Below are 20,241 nucleotides of genomic sequence, written 5' to 3' on the forward strand. Positions count from 1 at the left end.
CCTATTAAATAATTAACATTGCGTCGCCGAAACTGAAGAAACGATACTGGCGTTCTACGGCTTCACGATATGCGTTAAGTACGTTCTCTCTCGTACTAAAAGCTGAGACGAGCATGACTAAAGTCGATTTCGGTAAATGGAAATTCGTAATGAGACCATCAATCGCTTTAAACTCATAGCCAGGATAAATAAAAATATCTGTCCAACCACTCGCCGCTACAAATTGATCGTGTTGAGATCTCACCGTTTCTAAAGTGCGCGTTGTAGTTGTTCCTACAGAAATGATACGGCCACCTTCACGTCGCGTTTTATTAAGAAGTTGTGCGGTATCTTCTGAGATTTGATAGTATTCACTATGCATTTCATGATCGTCAATATTGTCTACACTGACTGGACGGAATGTACCTAGTCCTACATGGAGCGTGATAAAGACAATGCGAATACCTTTCGCTCTAATTACTTCGAGTAACTCATCAGTGAAGTGTAAGCCAGCTGTGGGTGCTGCAGCAGAACCACTTTCCTTAGCATACACTGTCTGATAACGATCAGGGTCATCTAAACGTTCTTTAATGTAAGGTGGCAAAGGCATTTCACCGAGTTCGTCTAAACGCTCTTGTAAGATACCTTCATAATGAAGACGCATGATCCGACCGCCTTGATCAAGTTCCTCAATACATTCAGCCACGATCTTACCTTCACCAAACGACAAACGCTGACCGACTTTAATGCGCTTAGCTGGCTTTAATAAGACTTCCCAATCATTGTCCTCAAGATGCGTTAACATCAGCATTTCCACTTTAGCTCCAGTTTCTTCCTTGATACCGAATAGACGCGCAGGCATCACTCGTGTATCGTTGAGTACTAAAGTATCGCCCTCTTTGAAATAGTCAATCACATCCGCAAAGTGTTGATGTGTCGTCTTCCCAGATTCTCTACCCATGACGAGCAAGCGACTTTGGTCACGATGCTTTAATGGTGTTTGAGCAATGAGCGATTCTGGCAAGTCATAGTCAAATTCCTCAATATTCACTTTGGTCCCTCTTTTCTCCTTTTTGAAAATGCTTATAAGCTAATGCTGTCGCACGACGTCCCCGTGGCGTACGTTCAATAAAGCCTTTCTGAATAAGGAAAGGCTCATACACATCTTCAATAGTAATGCGTTCTTCGCCGATAGAAACTGCTATCGTGTCTAATCCTACAGGCCCACCGTTATATTGATCGATAATACAATTGAGCATCTTGTGATCGATATAGTCTAATCCATGATCGTCTACTTGGAGTAAATTCAACGCTTTCTTTGTCGTTTCGATATAGATTTGATCATCCTCGTTCACTTGTTGGAAATCTCTAACACGTTTTAATAAGCGGTTCGCTACACGTGGTGTACCGCGGCTACGTTTAGCTAACTCGAGTGCACTTTCCTCATCTATTGCAGTATCTAATACTTCAGCAGTGCGAGTAATGATTTCTTTCAATTCTTCTTCACGATAGTATTCAAGGCGTAGATGGACACCGAAACGATCTCTTAACGGCGCAGTTAAACTACCTGCACGTGTCGTTGCTCCGACAAGGGTAAAAGGCGGGAGATCAATACGAATACTTCGTGCTTCTTCACCTTTGCCAATCACAATATCTAAGAAGAAATCCTCCATAGCAGGATAAAGCACTTCTTCGACCACGCTACTGAGACGATGAATTTCGTCAATAAACAATACATCACCAGGTTGTAAGCCAGATAAAATAGCTGCCAGATCGCCAGGTCTTTCAATTGAAGGACCCGAAATTGTACGGATATTGACATCCATTTCATTTGCGATGATATTAGAGAGCGTCGTCTTTCCGAGCCCAGGTGGTCCGAATAGTAGGACGTGATCCAATGGTTCTTCTCTTAATTTAGCGGCTTTAATGAATACTTCTAAATTCGATTTAATCGAGTTCTGTCCGATGTACTGTCGTAATCGTGTTGGACGTAAGGATAACTCGAACGAAGATTCTTCGTTATGCATATATTGATCGACCATTCTGTCGTCCACTGAGGTACCTCCTTTCTATCTCACAAGAAACGTTTTAAGATACGAGCATTTGTAAGCCTTGGCGCACAGCGTCATCTACACTATCAGGTGTCTCAGCCACTAATTTTTTCTCAACTTTCTTAAGTTCACGTTTTGAATAACCTAAAGCTTCTAAAGCAAGTAACGCTTCTTTGACAATACTTTGTGATTCATCTTGAGATGCAGTTGGTTGTAATAAGTCCATTTGACTTTCATCTGTGATTTCAACTTTTCCTTTTAAATCAAGCACAATTTGTCTCGCTGTCTTTTTACCGATACCTGGAAATTGAGTTAAATAGGCATCATTCTCGTTCTCAATCGCGCGCTTCACGTCATTAGGTGAACTACTTGCTAAGATGGCAAGTGCAGATTTCGGACCTATACCTGTCACTTTGATTAAACTTAAAAACATCGATTTCTCTTCTTCATCGTGGAAACCATATAGCAACTGAGAATCTTCACGTACAATGAGTGAGGTATAGATCGTCACTTCTTGATCTAAATGACGTTGAAAGCGATATGAATTAGGCGTCTGGATTTCGTAACCTACTCCGCCCTGTGCTTCAACTACTACATGAGTAGGAAAGAGCTGCGTTAATGTTCCTTTAATATATGCGTACACAATTACACTTCCTCTTAAATCGTCATACTAATAAGTTCAACTTTGGTCACATTATCGATTTCTTTCAATAAATCGACAACATCATCAAGTTCAAGGTCTGTATCCGTCGCGTCGAGCGAAAGCGTAATCGTCGCTCGATTTTTCATCGGAATACTTTGATGGATAGTCAGTACCGATAGATGCCAAGTGGATAATTTGTTTAACACGTTTGCTAACATACCTACGACATCATTCACATATAGGATAAGTGTGAATTCTTTCGTCGTCTGCATCTTTTCTTCGACTGGGAAAATCGTGTCACGATATTTATAGAATGCACTTCTGGATAAATCAAATTGTTTCACTGCTTCAAAAATCGACATATCCGGATCCTGTTTGAGTGCTTCTTTAATTTTTAAAGTTTTCACTACAGATTCTGGCAGCACATCTTCTCGAATGAGAAAGAACTTTTTATAATCCTTATTGTTCATTTACGCCACCTCTATTCGACAAATTCAAATTCTCCACCTAGAATTCTAACGATATCACCGTTTTCACAACCACGTTCACGTAAAGCTTCGTCAATACCCATAGAACGCATTTGTCTAGCAAAGCGTCGTACTGCAGGATCACTGTTAAAGTCAGTCATCTTGAATGTACGTTCAATGGCTTTACCTTGAACCACATAAGCACCATCATCATCACGTGTAATCGTAAAGTGATCTTGACTTGGTGTATGTTTATAAAGCACACGGTTTACACCGAGATCTTCTTCTGTCTTGTAGAAGTCAATATCTTTCACTTCTTCAAGTTTATCCGCAATCGCAAACAAGAGTTGCTCAACATTGTAATGCGTAACTGTAGATAATGGAATGATTTGCACATCTTCGTGACCATCTTCCTTAAGTTGCTCTTTAAAGAGTTCTAATTGATCTTCAGCTTCTGGTAAATCCATCTTGTTCGCAACCACGATTTGTGGGCGATCTTCTAAGCGCTGTTCATAAGCCTTTAACTCTTTATTGATGATTTGGTAATCTTCGTAAGGGTCTCGTGCTTCTGATCCGCTCATATCAATCATATGAACAATTACTTTCGTACGTTCTACGTGTCTCAAGAATTGATGACCTAAACCGACACCATCGGATGCACCTTCGATAAGTCCTGGCAAGTCTGCCATAACGAAGCTACGTTGATCAGGTGTGGATACTACACCTAAATTAGGTTTAATTGTTGTGAAGTGATAATTACCTACTTTCGGCTTAGCTTTCGAAACGATGGATAGTAATGTAGATTTACCTACGCTTGGGAATCCAACGAGACCTACATCAGCTAACAGTTTAAGCTCGAGCGTAACTTCAATTTCTTCACCCGGTTCTCCATTTTCACTAAAGTCTGGTGCTGGGTTGCGGGGTGATGCGAAACGTGAGTTACCTCGGCCACCTCGACCGCCTTTAGCAATAACTGCTCTTTGTTTATGCTCCACTAGATCTGCTAATACTTCTCCATCTTCAACATCTTTGACGATTGTGCCTGGAGGTACGTGTAGCACGAGATCTTCAGCATTTTTACCATGCATGTTACTACTTTGGCCATTATCGCCTTTTTTAGCTTTAAAATGACGTTGGTATCTGAAATCCATTAACGTGCGCAGACCTTCGTCTACTTCAAGTACCACTGAGGCCCCATTACCGCCGTCACCGCCAGCAGGTCCGCCAAAAGGTACATATTTCTCACGACGATAGGCAGTGATTCCATTACCACCATCACCTGCTTTGAGTAGAATCTTTACTTGATCGACAAACATCGTCTCACCTCTTTTTCTTAAAATGTATCCTAACAATTATATCATTAACTTAGCACTTAGAAAATAAAACAAAAAATTAACACCAGTGGTCGAAACCTACTGGTGTTAACATAGACAAGTATTATTCAGCTGCTGCGTAAACAGAAACTTGTTTCTTGTCACGGCCTTTGCGTTCGAATTTAACAACGCCATCAATTTTAGCAAATAAAGTATCGTCTTCACCACGACCAACGTTTTGGCCTGCATGGATTTTAGTACCACGTTGGCGGAAGATGATTGAACCTGCAGTTGCAAATTGACCGTCAGCACGTTTAGCACCTAGGCGTTTAGATTCAGAGTCACGACCGTTTTTTGTTGAACTTACCCCTTTTTTAGAGGCGAAGAATTGTAAATTTAACTTTAGCATAGGGTTTACACCTCACTTATAATTTAATCTTATATTATCATGATATTCTTCTTCAATCGTTTGTAATGAAACGAGCATCGCTTGTAATATCAATTGAGCTTGTTCATTATTCGTATCAACACTTCGAACGTGGAAGTGTCCTCCATCATCATCGTAATCAATGTCAGGTTGTTCAGCTGTTAAGCCCATGATGGCATTCACACTGCCGAACACGACTGCAGAAGCACCGGCACACACGATATCATGTCCATATTCGCCGTGGTCTGCATGACCATCCATGACTACATCCGTCACTTGACCTTCATCATTCAAAGAAATATCAACAGTAATCATAATTAAGCGTTGATTTTGTCGATAGTTAATTTAGTGTACGGTTGACGATGACCTTTTTTACGTTTAGAGTCTTTACGACGTTTGTAAGTGAATACAGTGATCTTACGGCCACGGCCTTGTTTGTTAACTGTAGCTGTAACTGAAGCACCATCAACTGTTGGCGCACCAACTTTAACTGAGTCTCCACCTACAAATAAGACTTTATCAAATGTGAATGAGTCACCTTCGTTAGCATCTAATTTCTCAACGAAGATTTCTTGACCTTCTTCTACTTTGATTTGTTTTCCACCTGTTTCGATAATAGCAAACATACTTTGCACCTCCTATAATCTAAGTCACGCCAATTTCAGGTGACAGTCTTGTACTTAAACCTGAAATCGAGCGGTTGTATGTAGCTATAAACTACTCAACTTCTGCATTTTAGCATTACCCATGTAGATTGTCAATCTTACGTTGAATTTTTTTGAAAAACTTGTATAAGATCGGAAATAAAATAATCAGCAATATCAAGTTGAGAATTAGGGTTGGTATGATACGGAAAAAGATAAACGACACAATGTTAAAGTCGATAAGACCGAGTACACCGTAAATAATCGCTGAAAATATTTCAAAACCTAACGTACTGAGTAACACCAAAATAAACAGCATTGACTTGTCGCGATAGAATACTTTGAACAGCTGATCAAATAACACGACAAGCAGTAAGTATCCAAATAGATAGATACCATAAATCGTACCAATCGTCACATCTGTAATGATGCCAATAATGATAGATAATATCAAAGTTACGTTGAGACCGCGATAAATACAAATCATCACTAAATACATGAGCGTGAGATGTGGGACGAAAATAATACTTGTGTGACCGATATGCATAGGGATAACTAAACTGATAGCGACGTCAATATAGAAAAGTAAGAGACCGATTAAGAAGTAATAAAGCGCGCGCATTACTTATCCCCACTTTCGCTATCTGCTGAGCTCGCTTCACGTTTAGCCACGTAAACATGATTAAGATCACTAAGCTCTGAACCTGTCTTCACACGAACTTGTTTCGCTAAGCCGTAGCCATCGTTCTCCACTTTCGTTACCTCACCTATGTACAACTTACTAGGCAACTGATCTGCGAGTCCGCTTGTAACGACCTTATCTCCTTTTTTGACCGAATCTTTATTATTAATATCACTAATCACGAGTTCTCCAGTCTTATCATCATAATGATCGATTAATCCAAAGACGTTAGTGTCTTTATGTTGAATATTTACCGATAAACGATTATTTCGTGTATTTGTAGAGATGAGATCGACTTGTGAAGAGAATTGGTTCACTTTCGTAATACGACCCACAAGACCCTCTGAAGTCATGACAGCCATATTATTTTTGACGCCATCCTTTGCCCCTTTATTAATGACGATCGTGTTCATCCATTGATCTGGATTTCGTCCGATAACAGTACTTGAAATAGGATCATATTTAGAAATATCTTCAACATCTAACTCTTTTTTATATTTTTTATTTTCAGCTTCTAGGCTTTCGTTTTTAGCCTCGAGCTGTTTGATTTTATTTTTAGTTGCTTTAGACTCATCTCCAGAGAAGACCTTTCCGATTGAGCCTGCCACAAATTGAACAGGATAGCTGACTATACGTTGCCCTGCTGATGATGAGTCCCCTATGTATTGTTCAACAGAAGATTGCGACTGCGAACGTATAGACAAGCCGATAAGGGCGATAAATACGATGATAGAGCATAATATCACCACTAGCTTGTTATTCTTGAAAAACTTTGACAACCTAAACACCTCTAATATAACCCGAAATTTAATGTTCTTTATTTATTTTATCTAAATGGTGTTCCTAAATAAAGTACAAAGTCTAAAGTTTACGTGAAGTTTGAGAAGAGTGATTGACGATTCGAATTAATAAATACAAAGAAAGGGTTTAAGTTGAAGTTACTTCATCATCAACCTAAACCCTTGCAATCATATTCGAAGACGTTATTATGCTATTTTAGTCATCTTTATTTTGATTGTCTGAATCCGTTTCTTCTTTCTCATTATCTTTTTCGTCTTCTTTATATAAAGTTTCGTCTTTTCTCCAACGTGCGAATAAATTTTGAGCTTTTGCTTGTTCATCCGCTTTTTTCGCTTTAGATTGTTCACTCATTCTTAGACACCAACCTTTATTAGCTTAATACAATATTAGGCTAACGCATTTAATTGCGTATTTCAAATACTCTATTCAAAGCATGAAGCAGGTTTGAGCTCAATATCTTGGCCGAGCTGCTTTAAATCTTGTTTCATTTCAATTTCAGTAGCATAGACGCGCATCTCATCTGAACCAAATTTATACATAATGAACTGCTCGTCTCGCTGGCCGATGAGGAACTCATCATTATATCCCATCTTAGAAAAGCCAGTGACAGACATAAACTCTTTCTTATCTATCCAGTTGAAGACATTTTTAGTTTGACTTAATGGGACATTATTTAAAATATCATTCTTTTCTAGACTATACCGTTCACCGTGTTGAAGTTCTGGTGGATTATCACTCTGAATCATAGAGGGCGTATGATGATTCACAGGGTTCCAATCCTTGTCTTTTAAGAAGGGTGCGTATTTTAAAGCGACAAGAACAATTGCTATAATAAGCACAATTGCTATGATGTTTTTAATAATTGAAAAGATAAAACGCATGCGACACCCTCCTATATGATTACACTCATTATACCTAAAACGATATGAAAGTAAATCCGTCTTAAGCACGACATAAACAACTGCTCAAGACCGATGCACAACGAGTCTTCAACTATTATAATATATTATAAAGGAGTGAACTACATGAATGTACTTGCGATTATATTAATTGTTTTCCTCGCAATCATCTTATTTAAAATCGGCATACGTTTATTACGTTTCATTATATCGCTGGGTATTCTCGCATTGTGTATATATCTTATTTATCAAGGTATCTTGTGGATCTCCGAGAATTACCATCAATTTCTAAATTAGATATACGTATTGCAGTTCGATAATTATATATTATTTATGGTTCGACAGTCTGTTTAAGCACTAGTTATAGATTCTTAAATAGGCTGTTTATTTTGTTTAATTATACGCATGATAATACTATTTTCTTTCCACTACCCTTCCAAATAACCCTCTTCAACTAAACTTGTAAACTGATTATCACCTATGATGACATGGTCAAGGAGTTCGATGCCTAACAGCGCACCACAATGAATAAGTCGTTTCGTGGTTTCGATGTCTTCAGTTGACGGTCTTGCGTCGCCTGAAGGATGATTGTGCAGTACAACAATAGAGTTACAAGCAATTTTTACCGCTTCATTAAACACTTCTCTAGGATGCACAACTGAAGAAGTAAGCGTACCGCGAAAGATTTCTTTTTGTTTAATCACAATATTTTTAGCATTCAAGTACAGAACGACAAATTGTTCTTGTGAAAGATGCTGCATGCGTCCCATCGCAAATCTAGCCACGTCTTCCGGACTCTTAATCTGAAATTTCTCAGAAGTATCTGCCGAATGCATGCGTTCACCGAGCTCAAAGGCAGCTTTTAGTATGATCGCTTTATACATACCTATTCCTTTAATTTCCATGAGTTCATTAATCGATAACTGTTTTAACGCCTTTAAAGATTTCGTCTGTTTCAACAGTTCTCCAGCGATTTCAACGCTTGAGTAACCCTTTCTACCTGTGTTTAAAAGTATCGCCAGTAATTCAGTATGTGATAGTTTATCTGCCCCGTAATGTAATAAACGTTCACGAGGTTTTTCAGTGGGTGCGAGTTCTTTGATTTTCATAATAATTCTCCTCCAAATAAATAAGAATAAGTAGCCATTACAAAGCAGAAGGCACTAAAGATAAAAGGAACAAGTGGAATCATCAGGCGTCGGCGGTAGTAGCCACAAATGATGACGATAATCGCAAATAGCCCTGCAAAAACAAAAGTAAATAATAAAATGTAAGTAAATAAATAAAAAGGTAAAAATAAAGCGAGAAAATTGATTAACAGTATATCGCCATAACCGATACCGAAACGAAAGATAAAAAATAAAAAGTGAGAAATAAGTAGTACTATTAAAAATTGAAGCCAATCACAATGAAATAATACGACACACATCAACAAAAAAACAAAAAGTAGATTGAGTGAAATCGTTAAGCTTGCGAGATCACTTATAGCTGAAGTGAGTAACAACAAAAAAAGTGTGATAAATAGCGAGTGTGAAATCGGGAGTTCCCGAGCAAGTAAGAAAGCACCAGCTAAAGCTGAGCATTCTCCAATAAGGTAATAGACAGATAATCGTTCCCCACAGCATGAGGTTCTCCCTCTCTGTACACAAAAACTAAGTATAGGAACTAAATTAAAGAATTTTAAAGGTTGATGACAGTGGTCACAAGTAGAACGTTGAAGTAGATATTTGAACGATAGTTGTTCTTCAGTAGAGAGTTGATACAAGAAACTGAACAGTATAGGTAACATTATAAAAGCTGAAATCATGCGAACCTCCTCGGAACGATTATAGCACGACTTAATATTAAATAACAAATTTATATTTTTTATAAATTACACAATAAATCACAGTAAATTATAGAAAATACGCCTAATTGCTCACCAAACATAAAAAAGTAGTGCCATTTTCATCCAATAAAATGAAAACAGCACTACTAAAATTTTTTTGCCAAACCTCAGTTGATGATGAAGCTGATCTATCTATTAACCCTCAAAGTCGATCTTAGACTTCACTTCACTGATAAAATATAAACTTCCTGTAATGAGCAAGGCCTGATCTTGATAATTTTTAATAAAATTGACGTAATCCTCAACAATTTGCTTGTTCTCGCCTGGAACCGCTTCTATAATCTCTTCACTCGGCAAGGCTTTAGGAAAATCAAAATCAGTCACATAAAACTGACGTGCAATTCCTTTTAGTCGACTGACCATGTCGTCGATAGGTTTGCCTTTAATTGCTGAGAAGAGTACATCAATATCTTCAATATGATAATAATGTTGCAGCGTATCAATCAACGCATCAACACTCTCGCGATTATGTGCCCCATCGATAATAATCAATGGTTCATCTTGAACACGCTCAATACGACCTGTCCACTGCACATGTTCAATACCGTCAATCATTTTATTAAAATCAAGATTAACGTATCCCGCTTCGTTCAACTCAATCAAAGCGGTAATCGCAAGTGAAGCATTCTCTTTTTGATGCTCCCCGACCATATTTAACGCCAACGTTTCAAGTTCATAATCTTTATAGCGATAAGTGAATTCGTCGTCTTCAGACACAATTGTGATATCACGATCGAACTCGATACCTTTCGCCTCAAGCTGTTCAACTTGATCACGCATAATTTTTAAAGCTGCTTCGTTCTTCACGGCGTAAATCACGGGCGTGTGAGGTTTGACGATCGCACTTTTATCCTTAGCGATGTCCGTATAACTATCGCCGAGAATTTCAGTGTGATCGAGACCCACACTCGTTAGAATCGTCAAGATTGGATCAAAGACGTTCGTTGAATCATTCTTCACACCGAGTCCTGCTTCAATCACGACGAAATCAACAGGATGAAGTTCTCCGAAATAGAGATACATCATTGTGGTAATAATTTCAAATTCAGTCGCCGTACCGAGTTCTGTCTCTTGTTCTAGCTCTTCACTTACAGGTTTCACTTTCTGAACCAAGTCAACAATGGCGTCATCAGCAATGGGTTGCCCGTCGATACTAATACGTTCATTAAAGGTTTCAATAAATGGAGAAGTAAAGGTCCCCACTGTGTAGCCGTTGTCATTAAGAGCTGCTCTTAAGTAAGCAACCGTTGAACCTTTACCGTTCGTCCCACCTACATGGATGCCACGAATATGACGTTCAGGATGCCCTAAACGCTCTAACATCCACTCCATACGTTTCACACCTGGCTTGATGCCAAATTTCGTTCTTTCATGTATCCAATATAAGCTATCTAGGTAATTCATGATAAGGACTCCTACGATTTTAATTGTTTGATTCTAAGTTTCACACCATCATATTTATCTTGATAGTTCTCTTTCTTCTGACGCTCTTCGTTAATAATCTTCTCTGGTGCTTTATTGACAAAGTTCTCGTTTGCTAACTTGCCATTAACGCGATCTAATTCTTTCTGCCACTTGTCTAATTCTTTCTCAAGACGTGCGATCTCTTTATCCATATCAATTAATCCTTCAAGTGGAAGAACGACATCCCCTGCCGTAGTTACGGACGTCATTGCTTTTTCAGGGATATCAATTGTTGTTTCAATGACTAACTCGCTAGGGTGACAGAAACGATCAATATAGTTTGCATTCGCTTCAAGCGTAGATTTGATATTCTCATCTTTAGCTTGGATATAGATTGGAATGGCTTTAGAAATTGGCGTATTCACCTCTTGACGAGATTGACGTACAGATTTGATGATTTCTACAAGTTGTTCCATTGTTTCCTTACTTTCTGTAAAAGTCAACTCATCTTTAACTTCTGGCCAACTTGCAGTCACAATTGTTTCGCCAACATGTGGGAGGTTCTGCCAAATTTGTTCAGTAACGAAAGGCATGAATGGATGTAGCATGCGCATTGTATTATCTAACACATAAGTTAATACTGAACGTGTCACTTGTTTTTGCTCTTCATCATCACTGTTCATAGGGATTTTACTCATTTCAATATACCAGTCACAGAACTCATCCCAAATAAAGTTGTAAAGCGCACGACCCACTTCACCAAATTCATATTTATCGCTTAAATGAGTGACAGTTTGAATCGTTTCGTTTAAGCGAGTAAGAATCCATTGGTCTGCAAGAGATAAGTTGCCTGATAAGTCAACATCTTCTACTTTAAAGTCGTCACCAATATTCATAATACTGAAGCGTGCTGCATTCCAAATCTTGTTAATAAAGTTCCAAACTGATTCGACTTTATCAGTGGAATAACGTAAATCTTGACCTGGTGAAGATCCTGTAGCTAGGAAGTATCTTAAGCTATCTGCACCATATTCATCGATTACATCCATAGGATCCACACCGTTACCAAGAGATTTACTCATCTTACGTCCATCTTCTGCTCGTACTAGACCGTGAAGTAACACATCATTGAATGGGCGATGATCTGTAAACTCAAGACCTTGGAAGATCATACGTGCAACCCAGAAGAAGATGATATCGTAACCTGTCACTAAGGCATTTGTTGGATAATAGCGTTGGAAATCCTCATCACTAACATCAGGCCAGCCTAGTGTTGAGAATGGCCACAATGCACTAGAGAACCATGTGTCGAGCACATCTTCGTCTTGTGTCCAGTTCTCAGCATCTTCAGGTGCATCCATACCGACATAAAGTTCGCCCGTTTCGTTATGATACCAAGCTGGAATTTGGTGGCCCCACCATAGTTGTCTAGAAATCGTCCAATCACGAATTTCTTCCATCCAACGATTAAATGTTTTTTCAAAACGTGGTGGAACGAAGTTTACACGATTATCAGTATCTTGGTTATTTAAAGCTTGTTCAGCGAGCGGTTTCATCTTCACGAACCATTGTGTTGATAAGTAAGGTTCAACAACCGCACCAGAACGTTCTGAATGACCTACAGAGTGTTCGTGATCTTTGATATCAATCACTAAGTCTTCCGCTTTAAGATCTTCAACGAGTTGTTTACGACATTCGAAACGATCTAAGCCCTCGTATTTACCTGCTTCTGCATTCATTTTACCTGCTTCGTCCATCACGACAATACGTTCAAGATCGTGACGATTACCAATTTCGAAGTCGTTAGGGTCATGAGCTGGCGTTACTTTCATCGCCCCACTACCGAACTCCATATCAACGTATTCGTCAGCGAGAATAGGCAATTCACGATTAACGATTGGCAGTACTACTGTTTTACCAATCACGTCTTGGTAGCGCTCGTCATTTGGATTAACCACAATTGCTGTGTCCCCGAGCATCGTTTCTGGACGCGTCGTCGCAATTTCGATGTAGCCATCACCGTCTGTGTAAGGATACTTGAAGTGATAGAACTTACCTTGCACATCTTCGTGAATAACTTCAATATCAGATAACGCGGTTTGCGCTTCAGGGTCCCAGTTGATGATGTATTCACCACGATAAATAATGCCTTTATTGTACAAGTCAACGAAGACTTTACGCACAGCTTTACTGAGCCCTTCATCTAGAGTGAAACGCTCACGGCTATAATCTAAACCTAAGCCGAGTTTCGCCCACTGCTTACGAATAAATGTTGCATATTCTTCTTTCCAGGCCCAGGCTTTTTCTAAAAATTTCTCGCGGCCTAAATCATGACGAGAAATTCCTTCCTCGCGTAATTTCGCTTCAACTTTAGATTGTGTCGCGATACCCGCATGGTCCATACCTGGTAAATATAATGTGTCATAACCTTGCATACGTTTCATACGCGTAATAATGTCCTGTAGCGTTGTATCCCATGCGTGGCCTAAATGCAGTTTACCCGTAACATTTGGGGGCGGAATTACAATCGTATAGGTTTCTTTCTTATCATCTTCAGCCGCTCTGAAATAGCCTTTATTCACCCACTCTTCATAGCGGCCTTGCTCCACTTCACGTGGATTATATTTAGGTTTCATTTCCATAGCATTTCCTCCTTAACGTAAAAAAATCCGTTCTATTAACTTAATAATAGGACGGATCTTCCGTGGTACCACCTAACTTCGTAAGGTCACGATGTATCGTCGCAATAACTTACGCACTTGTTTGCATGATTAACGCTCAATTCACGCTTTAGCCTAGTGGCGACATTCGCTTTCAACTAAAGTTTAATCGGGCTACCTTCACTACACTCATATGTATACTTTCAGCTCATGTATACTCTCTGGAAATATGAAGTCGTAGTTACTCTTCCCACTTACGTTATTATATTTACTTTAATTATAGTATAATGGAACGCACAATAAGTCAATGTACTGGAGGGAAATTTATGAACGCTTGTGCTTTCAATGCGACTGATCCGCTATATATTGACTATCATGATCATTACTGGGAACAACCTCATTATGACAGCCTTGAACTCTTTAAGTTGCTGGCTTTAGAGTCGCAACATGCCGGTTTGTCTTGGTTAACGATTTTAAAAAAGAAAGAAGCATACGAGGAAGCTTTCTATGACTTCGACCCTGAGAAAATAGCGGAAATGACTGATGAAGATGTGGACGAGTTAATGGACTTTCCAAATATTGTTCATAACCGTAAGAAATTAGAAGCGATTATCGGGCAAGCACGTGGTTATTTACAAATTGAACAAGATTATGATAGCTTTAGTGATTTTTTATGGTCGTATGTCGATCATCAACCGCTTAATATGAACTATCATTCAGCTTCAGAACGTCTTACTGTAGACGAACGTGCGACCCAGCTTTCGAAAGATTTAAAGCATTATGGATTCAAATTTTTAGGCCCAGTGACGGTGTTTTCATTTTTGGAAGCGGCGGGTTTATATAATAGTCATTTAGTCGATTGTCCTTATAATCCGAAGAATCGATTAACTGAACCTGAAAGAGAATTGTAAGGTTTAAGCATAGATTGAACTATTAGCATGAGACGATTTCGGAAGACGTACAATCTCATAATTTAATAAAGGTGCACCCTATTAAAGTGAATGACTGTTAGGGTGCACCTTCATTTATTCTTTAATTTAAATTTCAAATTTAGTACTTGACCTTATGGTGTAAATCAATTTCTCGTATTGCATTATTCCTTTTACCCTCTATCAGCTAACGTCGTGCCCGATATTTTAAATAATAATTAATCAACGGAGCGATGAGGAATAAAATGAAGAATACACGGAAGATGTTATAGCTCGAAATCATCGCTACATCTGCCCCAGTTTCCATCGCAACGAGAATGATTTGACTCATTCCACCTGGAGCTGCTCCAAGGAAGAGATCGTTAATTGGATGATGTGTGGCATAACCTATAATGCAAACCATCACGAATGCTACAAGGATAAGCATAATATTTTGGAAAGCAATTGCTACTGCAATACGTCCCTTCAGTTGATCAACAAGTTTCGAAATTTGAATACCGATGCGAATCATATACATCACTTGTGCTGCCGCAATGAGATAATTATCCAAAGTGAACGTAATGCCTGTAATTAAGTTCCATGCGATTAACACGACGATAGGCGCTAACATTTGTTTCGTCGGAAAGTTAATCTTAGCCATGATGAAATATACGATCGCAATAGCTGCAACGAGTATTAAGAAATTTGGAAGATTAATCGCTTGCGTAAAATCAGGTTGCACTGCGCCTTGACTGGATTTCTGTCCACTTGATGTACTTGTGAAATAAGAAATAAATGGAACAAGTATAACTACGAAGATGATACGTGATGTCTGCGTTAAACTCACCACCATGATATTGGCATTCTTATCTTCTTCAGCCATGAGTAGCATTTGACTCAAAGCCCCAGGAATGACACTTAAAATAGCGGTTTCTGTATTCACTTTAGCTATTTTCTTAAAGAAGATAGAAACGATCAATGCGATGACGAGTAATAATACCGATATCAATACCACAGTAAGCCAATCATCTTTGATATCGCCGATAACACGTTGGGTAAAACTTGAGCCAATTTGTACACCGAGCAAGATTAAACCGAGCTGGCTAATCCAAAATGGCCATTTGACTTCCATCTTGAACAGCTTGACGCAGATCAATGCTGCAATAATCGGGCCGAACATAAACGGAAGTAACATATGAACTGCTTTGAGTAGTAAACTGATTACAATAGCAAGCAGTAATACGATGAGATTATTTAACCAATTACGTTTCATACTTATCACTACTTCCCTTATTGTTGTTACCTTAAAAGTGACACAAAACGCGCACTGTAGCAACAAAAATGCAATGAGACGTATACAATATAAATAAGTCTAACTTATCAAATTAGCACAATCACACTAAGTATAAGTTATGATTTCGATTGTTAATAATAAAAAATAAGGAAACCGAATAATGATAGATTAAAGTGATAAGTAAAATAAATCATTTTACTTTCAAGCTATCAACATCCGATTCCCTTAAAATCAACTTATACTATTATTTTGTAATGCGACCTAATGCCGTATCAAAGGCTTGAATTGTTTGCTTAATATCTTCTTCTGTATGTGCCATAGATAAGAATGTACCTTCGAATTGAGATGGCGGTAAGAAGACACCTTCTTTGGCCATTTCACGATACATTTGTCCAAAGAGTTCTAAGTCACTCTTATTCGCTTGATCGAAATTAGTCACAGGTCCCTCGTTTAAGAAGTAACCAATCATAGAACCTGCACGGTTAACAGTAATTGGCACATTGTGTTTTGCGAACACTTCTTTGAGACCTTCTTCAAGTAAATCACCTAAATGATTGAAATGATCATAGGATTCTGGAGTCAATTGACTAAGTGTTTCATAACCGCTCGTCATCGCAAGTGGGTTACCTGAAAGTGTACCTGCTTGATAGATATCTCCTACTGGGGCGATGTGATCCATGATTTCTTTTTTACCACCAAAGGCACCTACTGGAAGTCCACCACCAATAACTTTACCTAAGCAAGTTAAGTCAGGAGTGACATTAAAGTAACCTTGAGCACAGTTGTATCCAACGCGGAAACCTGTCATGACCTCGTCAAAGATCAAGAGTGAACCATATTCTTGAGTAATATCACGTAGGCCTTGTAGGAAACCTTCTTGAGGAGGTACAACACCCATATTACCTGCCACCGGTTCAACGATGACCCCAGCAATGTCGTCTCCAAAGTTCTCGAATGCTGTTTGAATAGCATCTAGGTCATTATATGGAACCGTAATCGTATTCTTAGCAATGCCTTCTGGCACACCTGGAGAGTCAGGTAGACCTAAAGTGGCTACGCCTGATCCTGCTTTGATTAAAAGTGAGTCACTGTGACCATGGTAACAACCTTCAAATTTAATAATCTTGTTACGGCCAGTGTAACCTCTAGCCAAACGTAACGTATCCAATGTGGCTTCTGTACCAGAAGAAACCATACGTACTTTCTCAATAGATGGCACTCGGTCAATAACGAGTTGCGCGAGTTTATTCTCTTGCAGTGTTGAAGAACCGAAACTTGTACCTTTATCTACTGCTTCATGTAACTTCTCAATCACACGTGGGTTTTTATGACCTAGAATGAGCGGCCCCCAACTTAAAACATAATCAATATATTCATTACCATCAATATCATAGATATGGGAACCTTCACCATGATCCATGAAGATCGCTGGTGTATCTACAGAGTTGAATGCACGCACTGGGCTGTTTACGCCTCCTGGCATAAGCGGCTTAGCTTCTTCCATTGCGCGCTCTGATTTAGCGTAACGAGACATCGTAATCCTCCTTTATTGTTGATCTAAATATTTACAAATATCTTTCGCAAAGTAAGTGACGATTAAGTCAGCACCTGCACGCTTCATAGAAATCATTTGTTCCATGACAACAGCTTCTTCGTCAATCCAACCTTGAAGGGCTGCTGCTTTCGTCATGCTATATTCACCGCTCACGTTGTAAGCGACAACTGGAACATTTGTATGATTACGCACATCGCGAATAATGTCTAAGAAACTCAATGCTGGTTTAACAATCATCATGTCTGCACCTTCACGCAAGTCACTTTCGAGTTCACGCATCGCTTCACGACGGTTCGCTGGATCCATTTGATATGTCTTGCGATCACCGAACTGTGGTGTTGATTCCGCTGCGTCACGGAATGGGCCGAAGAAACTAGATGCGTATTTAATACCGTAACTCATAATCGGTACATTTTCATAACCTGCATCGTCAAGACCTTGACGAATTTCAGTAACGAAGCCGTCCATCATATTACTTGGCGCGATGATATCCGCACCTGCTTCAACTTGAGAAATCGCTGTTTTAACTAAATAAGTTAATGATTGATCATTGTCCACATCTTTCGTCTCGTGATTGATGACACCACAGTGACCATGATCTGTATATTCACATAGGCAAGTATCTGCAACGATGAGTAAATCATCATACATCGCCTTTGCCTTACGTGTCGCTTCTTGAATGATACCGTTATGATCGTAGGCACCTGAGCCTGTCGCATCCTTCTCGTTAGGTACGCCGAAGAACATAATAGCTCTAATTCCTAAGTCATAAGCTTCTTTCAACTCTTCTTCCAAGATGTTTAAACTTAATTGATAAATTCCTGGCATAGATGGAATTTCTTCTTTCACATTATCACGTTCAACGACGAAGATAGGATAGATTAAATCTTCCTTGGTGATACGTGTTTCAGTTACCATATTACGCATTGTTTTAGAACTACGTAAACGTCTATGTCTATCGAATTTCATACTTTACATCCAACTTTCTTTAACTTTTTCAATTAATCCATCTAATGTTTGTTCGTCTGCTACTTTAGCCTCTACCCCATATTCTTGGATTGTAGACAAAGTTTGTTGTCCTATTGCATAGTAGTTTGAAAACGCTTTCGTCATTTCAGGTTGTGAACGATTGAAGAAAGCATCTACAGCTGAAGAACTCGCAAACGTGATAGCGTCTACTTTATTCTGAGCTAATAGTTGATCAATATCCGTAATATGAGTAGACCACGTACTAGGTTTGTAGAGATCAATTTTAGTAACTTCGAAATCTCTATCTCGCAAAGTATCGACGAGTAATGGTCGAGCAGCTTGACTTGAAGGTACAAGAATCTTTGCGTTCTCTTGTGCTTCAAAGTCAGCAAGAAAGCCCTCTTGTGAATAGTCATTGGGACAGAAATCAACTGCTATACCTTGTGCTTCGCAGTACGCTTTCGTCTTCTTGCCTATGACGGCAATATGACGATGTGCTGTCTGTTGTAGGTAGGGATAAAAGTATTTCACAGCATTTTTAGATGAAAAAAGAATCCAGTCATAGTTTAACTTTAACAAGTCTAAATTAAAAGAAAGTGGCTCAATCTTAATCAGTGGTTTGTGAATAATAGATAAGCCGTCCTGACTATAATTACTTGTCTGTGTCATTACTATAACTGAATTCATATTCGTCATCCTCTTATAATTCTTCGTTGAGCTTGCGAATAATTTCGTAAGCCCCTTGATCTTTCAATACTTGACTTACTTCTTGACCTAATTGGACTGGATCATTACCGCGTGCTGTATGTTGGTAGCGTTCTTTACCATCTGTAGACATGATGAGGCCGGTAAACTCTATCGTACCATCTTCATCTTTCGTCGCATATCCACCGATTGGAACTTGGCAACTACCATCCATTTGCTTTAAGAAAGTACGTTCTGCTGTGACACAATCGGCTACATTCTGATTGTGCACTTGATTTAATAAATCGAGTAGTTCTTGGTCATCTGAACGACACTCGATTCCTAATGCGCCTTGACCTATAGCAGGAACAAGCGTTTCTTTGTCTAGATAACTTGTGACAATATCATCTGACCAACCCATACGCTTTAACCCAGCAGCTGCCAGGATAATCGCGTCGTAATCTTCATCTTGTAATTTCTGTAAACGCGTATCAATATTACCACGAATCCATTTAATCTCTACGTGAGGATATTTCGCTTTAATTTGCGCACCGCGTCTTAAAGAACTTGTACCCACGATACTTCCTTCTGGTAAATCTTCAAGCGCAACATGGTCATTTGCTACATAGGCATCAAATGGATTCTCACGATCAGGTATACAGCCTAATGTTAATCCTTCTGAAATGACGCTTGGTACGTCTTTTAAGGAATGAATTGCCATATCGATTTCATGGCTGTATAATTCGTTCTCTATTTCTTTAACGAATAAGCCCTTACCACCTACTTTGGATAATTGCTTATCAACGATCTGATCCCCTTTAGTCACAATTTCTTTAATTTCAATCTCTAGTGATGGATCTATCTTTTTAAGCGAATCAATAAATTGTCGGCTCTGAGTCATAGCTAATTTGCTACGTCGTGAGCCTACGACTAGTTTACGCATCGCGCGCAACCTCCTAAATAAATATTGTTA

Annotated in this window: 22 protein-coding genes and 2 other annotated features; of the genes, 1 reads left to right on the top strand and 21 read right to left on the bottom strand. The window is 39.0% G+C overall.

Annotated elements, in window-relative coordinates:
* Positions 1-4: 4 nt before the first annotated feature.
* The 16 genes from queA to CD126_RS10400 form a co-directional block, all read right to left on the bottom strand.
* Positions 5-1,030 carry a tRNA preQ1(34) S-adenosylmethionine ribosyltransferase-isomerase QueA gene (queA, locus tag CD126_RS10330; RefSeq protein WP_103370460.1) on the bottom strand — a complete coding sequence of 342 codons (1,026 nt, stop codon included), beginning with the start codon at positions 1,028-1,030 and terminating at the stop codon, positions 5-7.
* Complete coding sequence (ruvB, locus tag CD126_RS10335; RefSeq protein WP_049405509.1) at positions 1,020-2,033, bottom strand: Holliday junction branch migration DNA helicase RuvB; 1,014 nt, start codon at positions 2,031-2,033, stop codon at positions 1,020-1,022. The genes queA and ruvB overlap by 11 nt, the downstream gene beginning before the upstream one ends.
* Before the next feature lie 34 nt (positions 2,034-2,067).
* Positions 2,068-2,673 (bottom strand): Holliday junction branch migration protein RuvA, encoded by a 606-nt coding sequence (gene ruvA / locus CD126_RS10340; protein ID WP_049405507.1) that lies wholly within the window; start codon positions 2,671-2,673, stop codon positions 2,068-2,070.
* Positions 2,674-2,687: 14 nt separating this feature from the next.
* Positions 2,688-3,143 (bottom strand): ACT domain-containing protein, encoded by a 456-nt coding sequence (locus CD126_RS10345; protein WP_002471528.1) that lies wholly within the window; start codon positions 3,141-3,143, stop codon positions 2,688-2,690.
* An 11-nt stretch (positions 3,144-3,154) separates the two neighbouring features.
* Positions 3,155-4,456 carry a GTPase ObgE gene (gene obgE, locus CD126_RS10350; RefSeq protein WP_049405505.1) on the bottom strand — a complete coding sequence of 434 codons (1,302 nt, stop codon included), beginning with the start codon at positions 4,454-4,456 and terminating at the stop codon, positions 3,155-3,157.
* 121 nt (positions 4,457-4,577) lie between these two features.
* Positions 4,578-4,862 carry a 50S ribosomal protein L27 gene (gene rpmA, locus CD126_RS10355; protein ID WP_049405503.1) on the bottom strand — a complete coding sequence of 95 codons (285 nt, stop codon included), beginning with the start codon at positions 4,860-4,862 and terminating at the stop codon, positions 4,578-4,580.
* 12 nt (positions 4,863-4,874) lie between these two features.
* On the bottom strand, positions 4,875-5,195 hold the full coding sequence (locus CD126_RS10360) for a ribosomal-processing cysteine protease Prp (protein WP_002471537.1): 321 nt from the start codon (positions 5,193-5,195) through the stop codon (positions 4,875-4,877).
* 2 nt (positions 5,196-5,197) lie between these two features.
* Complete coding sequence (rplU, locus tag CD126_RS10365; protein WP_002471542.1) at positions 5,198-5,506, bottom strand: 50S ribosomal protein L21; 309 nt, start codon at positions 5,504-5,506, stop codon at positions 5,198-5,200.
* A gap of 12 nt (positions 5,507-5,518) precedes the next feature.
* Positions 5,519-5,592, bottom strand: a sequence feature (ribosomal protein L21 leader region).
* Positions 5,593-5,621: 29 nt separating this feature from the next.
* Positions 5,622-6,146 (bottom strand): rod shape-determining protein MreD, encoded by a 525-nt coding sequence (mreD, locus tag CD126_RS10370; RefSeq protein WP_049405501.1) that lies wholly within the window; start codon positions 6,144-6,146, stop codon positions 5,622-5,624.
* Positions 6,146-6,985: a rod shape-determining protein MreC gene (mreC, locus tag CD126_RS10375; protein WP_002471543.1), complete on the bottom strand. Its 840-nt coding sequence runs from the start codon at positions 6,983-6,985 to the stop codon at positions 6,146-6,148. The genes mreD and mreC overlap by 1 nt, the downstream gene beginning before the upstream one ends.
* Before the next feature lie 217 nt (positions 6,986-7,202).
* A complete protein-coding gene (locus tag CD126_RS12185) occupies positions 7,203-7,358 on the bottom strand; it encodes a hypothetical protein (protein WP_002471526.1) in 156 nt (51 codons plus the stop codon).
* Positions 7,359-7,429: 71 nt separating this feature from the next.
* Complete coding sequence (locus CD126_RS10380) at positions 7,430-7,888, bottom strand: DUF4930 family protein (RefSeq protein ID WP_049405500.1); 459 nt, start codon at positions 7,886-7,888, stop codon at positions 7,430-7,432.
* A gap of 446 nt (positions 7,889-8,334) precedes the next feature.
* Positions 8,335-9,015 carry a RadC family protein gene (gene radC, locus CD126_RS10385; protein WP_103370461.1) on the bottom strand — a complete coding sequence of 227 codons (681 nt, stop codon included), beginning with the start codon at positions 9,013-9,015 and terminating at the stop codon, positions 8,335-8,337.
* Positions 9,012-9,713, bottom strand: coding sequence for a prepilin peptidase (locus CD126_RS10390; protein ID WP_103370462.1), 702 nt, complete (start codon positions 9,711-9,713; stop codon positions 9,012-9,014). Before CD126_RS10390 ends, radC begins: the two co-directional genes overlap by 4 nt.
* A 216-nt stretch (positions 9,714-9,929) precedes the next feature.
* Positions 9,930-11,198, bottom strand: a complete 1,269-nt coding sequence (locus CD126_RS10395; RefSeq protein ID WP_103370463.1) for a bifunctional folylpolyglutamate synthase/dihydrofolate synthase — start codon at positions 11,196-11,198, stop codon at positions 9,930-9,932.
* Between the two features lie 11 nt (positions 11,199-11,209).
* The gene (locus tag CD126_RS10400; protein ID WP_049407327.1) at positions 11,210-13,840 is read right to left on the bottom strand and encodes a valine--tRNA ligase; all 2,631 of its coding nucleotides are present in this window, start codon (positions 13,838-13,840) and stop codon (positions 11,210-11,212) included.
* Between the two features lie 44 nt (positions 13,841-13,884).
* Positions 13,885-14,125: a binding site (T-box leader), on the bottom strand.
* A 59-nt stretch (positions 14,126-14,184) separates the two neighbouring features.
* Between CD126_RS10400 and CD126_RS10405 the strand changes: the two genes are divergently transcribed.
* Positions 14,185-14,769: a DNA-3-methyladenine glycosylase I gene (locus tag CD126_RS10405; protein ID WP_103370464.1), complete on the top strand. Its 585-nt coding sequence runs from the start codon at positions 14,185-14,187 to the stop codon at positions 14,767-14,769.
* 205 nt (positions 14,770-14,974) lie between these two features.
* Here CD126_RS10405 and CD126_RS10410 read toward each other — a convergent pair whose 3' ends face one another.
* From CD126_RS10410 to hemC, 5 genes are all read right to left on the bottom strand, one after another.
* On the bottom strand, positions 14,975-16,039 hold the full coding sequence (locus CD126_RS10410; RefSeq protein WP_103370465.1) for an AbrB family transcriptional regulator: 1,065 nt from the start codon (positions 16,037-16,039) through the stop codon (positions 14,975-14,977).
* 265 nt (positions 16,040-16,304) lie between these two features.
* Positions 16,305-17,594 carry a glutamate-1-semialdehyde 2,1-aminomutase gene (hemL, locus tag CD126_RS10415; RefSeq protein WP_103370466.1) on the bottom strand — a complete coding sequence of 430 codons (1,290 nt, stop codon included), beginning with the start codon at positions 17,592-17,594 and terminating at the stop codon, positions 16,305-16,307.
* Positions 17,595-17,606: 12 nt separating this feature from the next.
* The gene (gene hemB, locus CD126_RS10420; RefSeq protein WP_049407334.1) at positions 17,607-18,584 is read right to left on the bottom strand and encodes a porphobilinogen synthase; all 978 of its coding nucleotides are present in this window, start codon (positions 18,582-18,584) and stop codon (positions 17,607-17,609) included.
* 3 nt (positions 18,585-18,587) lie between these two features.
* The gene (locus CD126_RS10425) at positions 18,588-19,271 is read right to left on the bottom strand and encodes a uroporphyrinogen-III synthase (RefSeq protein WP_103370467.1); all 684 of its coding nucleotides are present in this window, start codon (positions 19,269-19,271) and stop codon (positions 18,588-18,590) included.
* Positions 19,272-19,284: 13 nt separating this feature from the next.
* Complete coding sequence (gene hemC, locus CD126_RS10430) at positions 19,285-20,211, bottom strand: hydroxymethylbilane synthase (protein ID WP_049407338.1); 927 nt, start codon at positions 20,209-20,211, stop codon at positions 19,285-19,287.
* Positions 20,212-20,241: the final 30 nt, after the last annotated feature.

It is taken from the genome of Staphylococcus pettenkoferi, assembly GCF_002902685.1.
Classification (GTDB): domain Bacteria; phylum Bacillota; class Bacilli; order Staphylococcales; family Staphylococcaceae; genus Staphylococcus; species Staphylococcus pettenkoferi.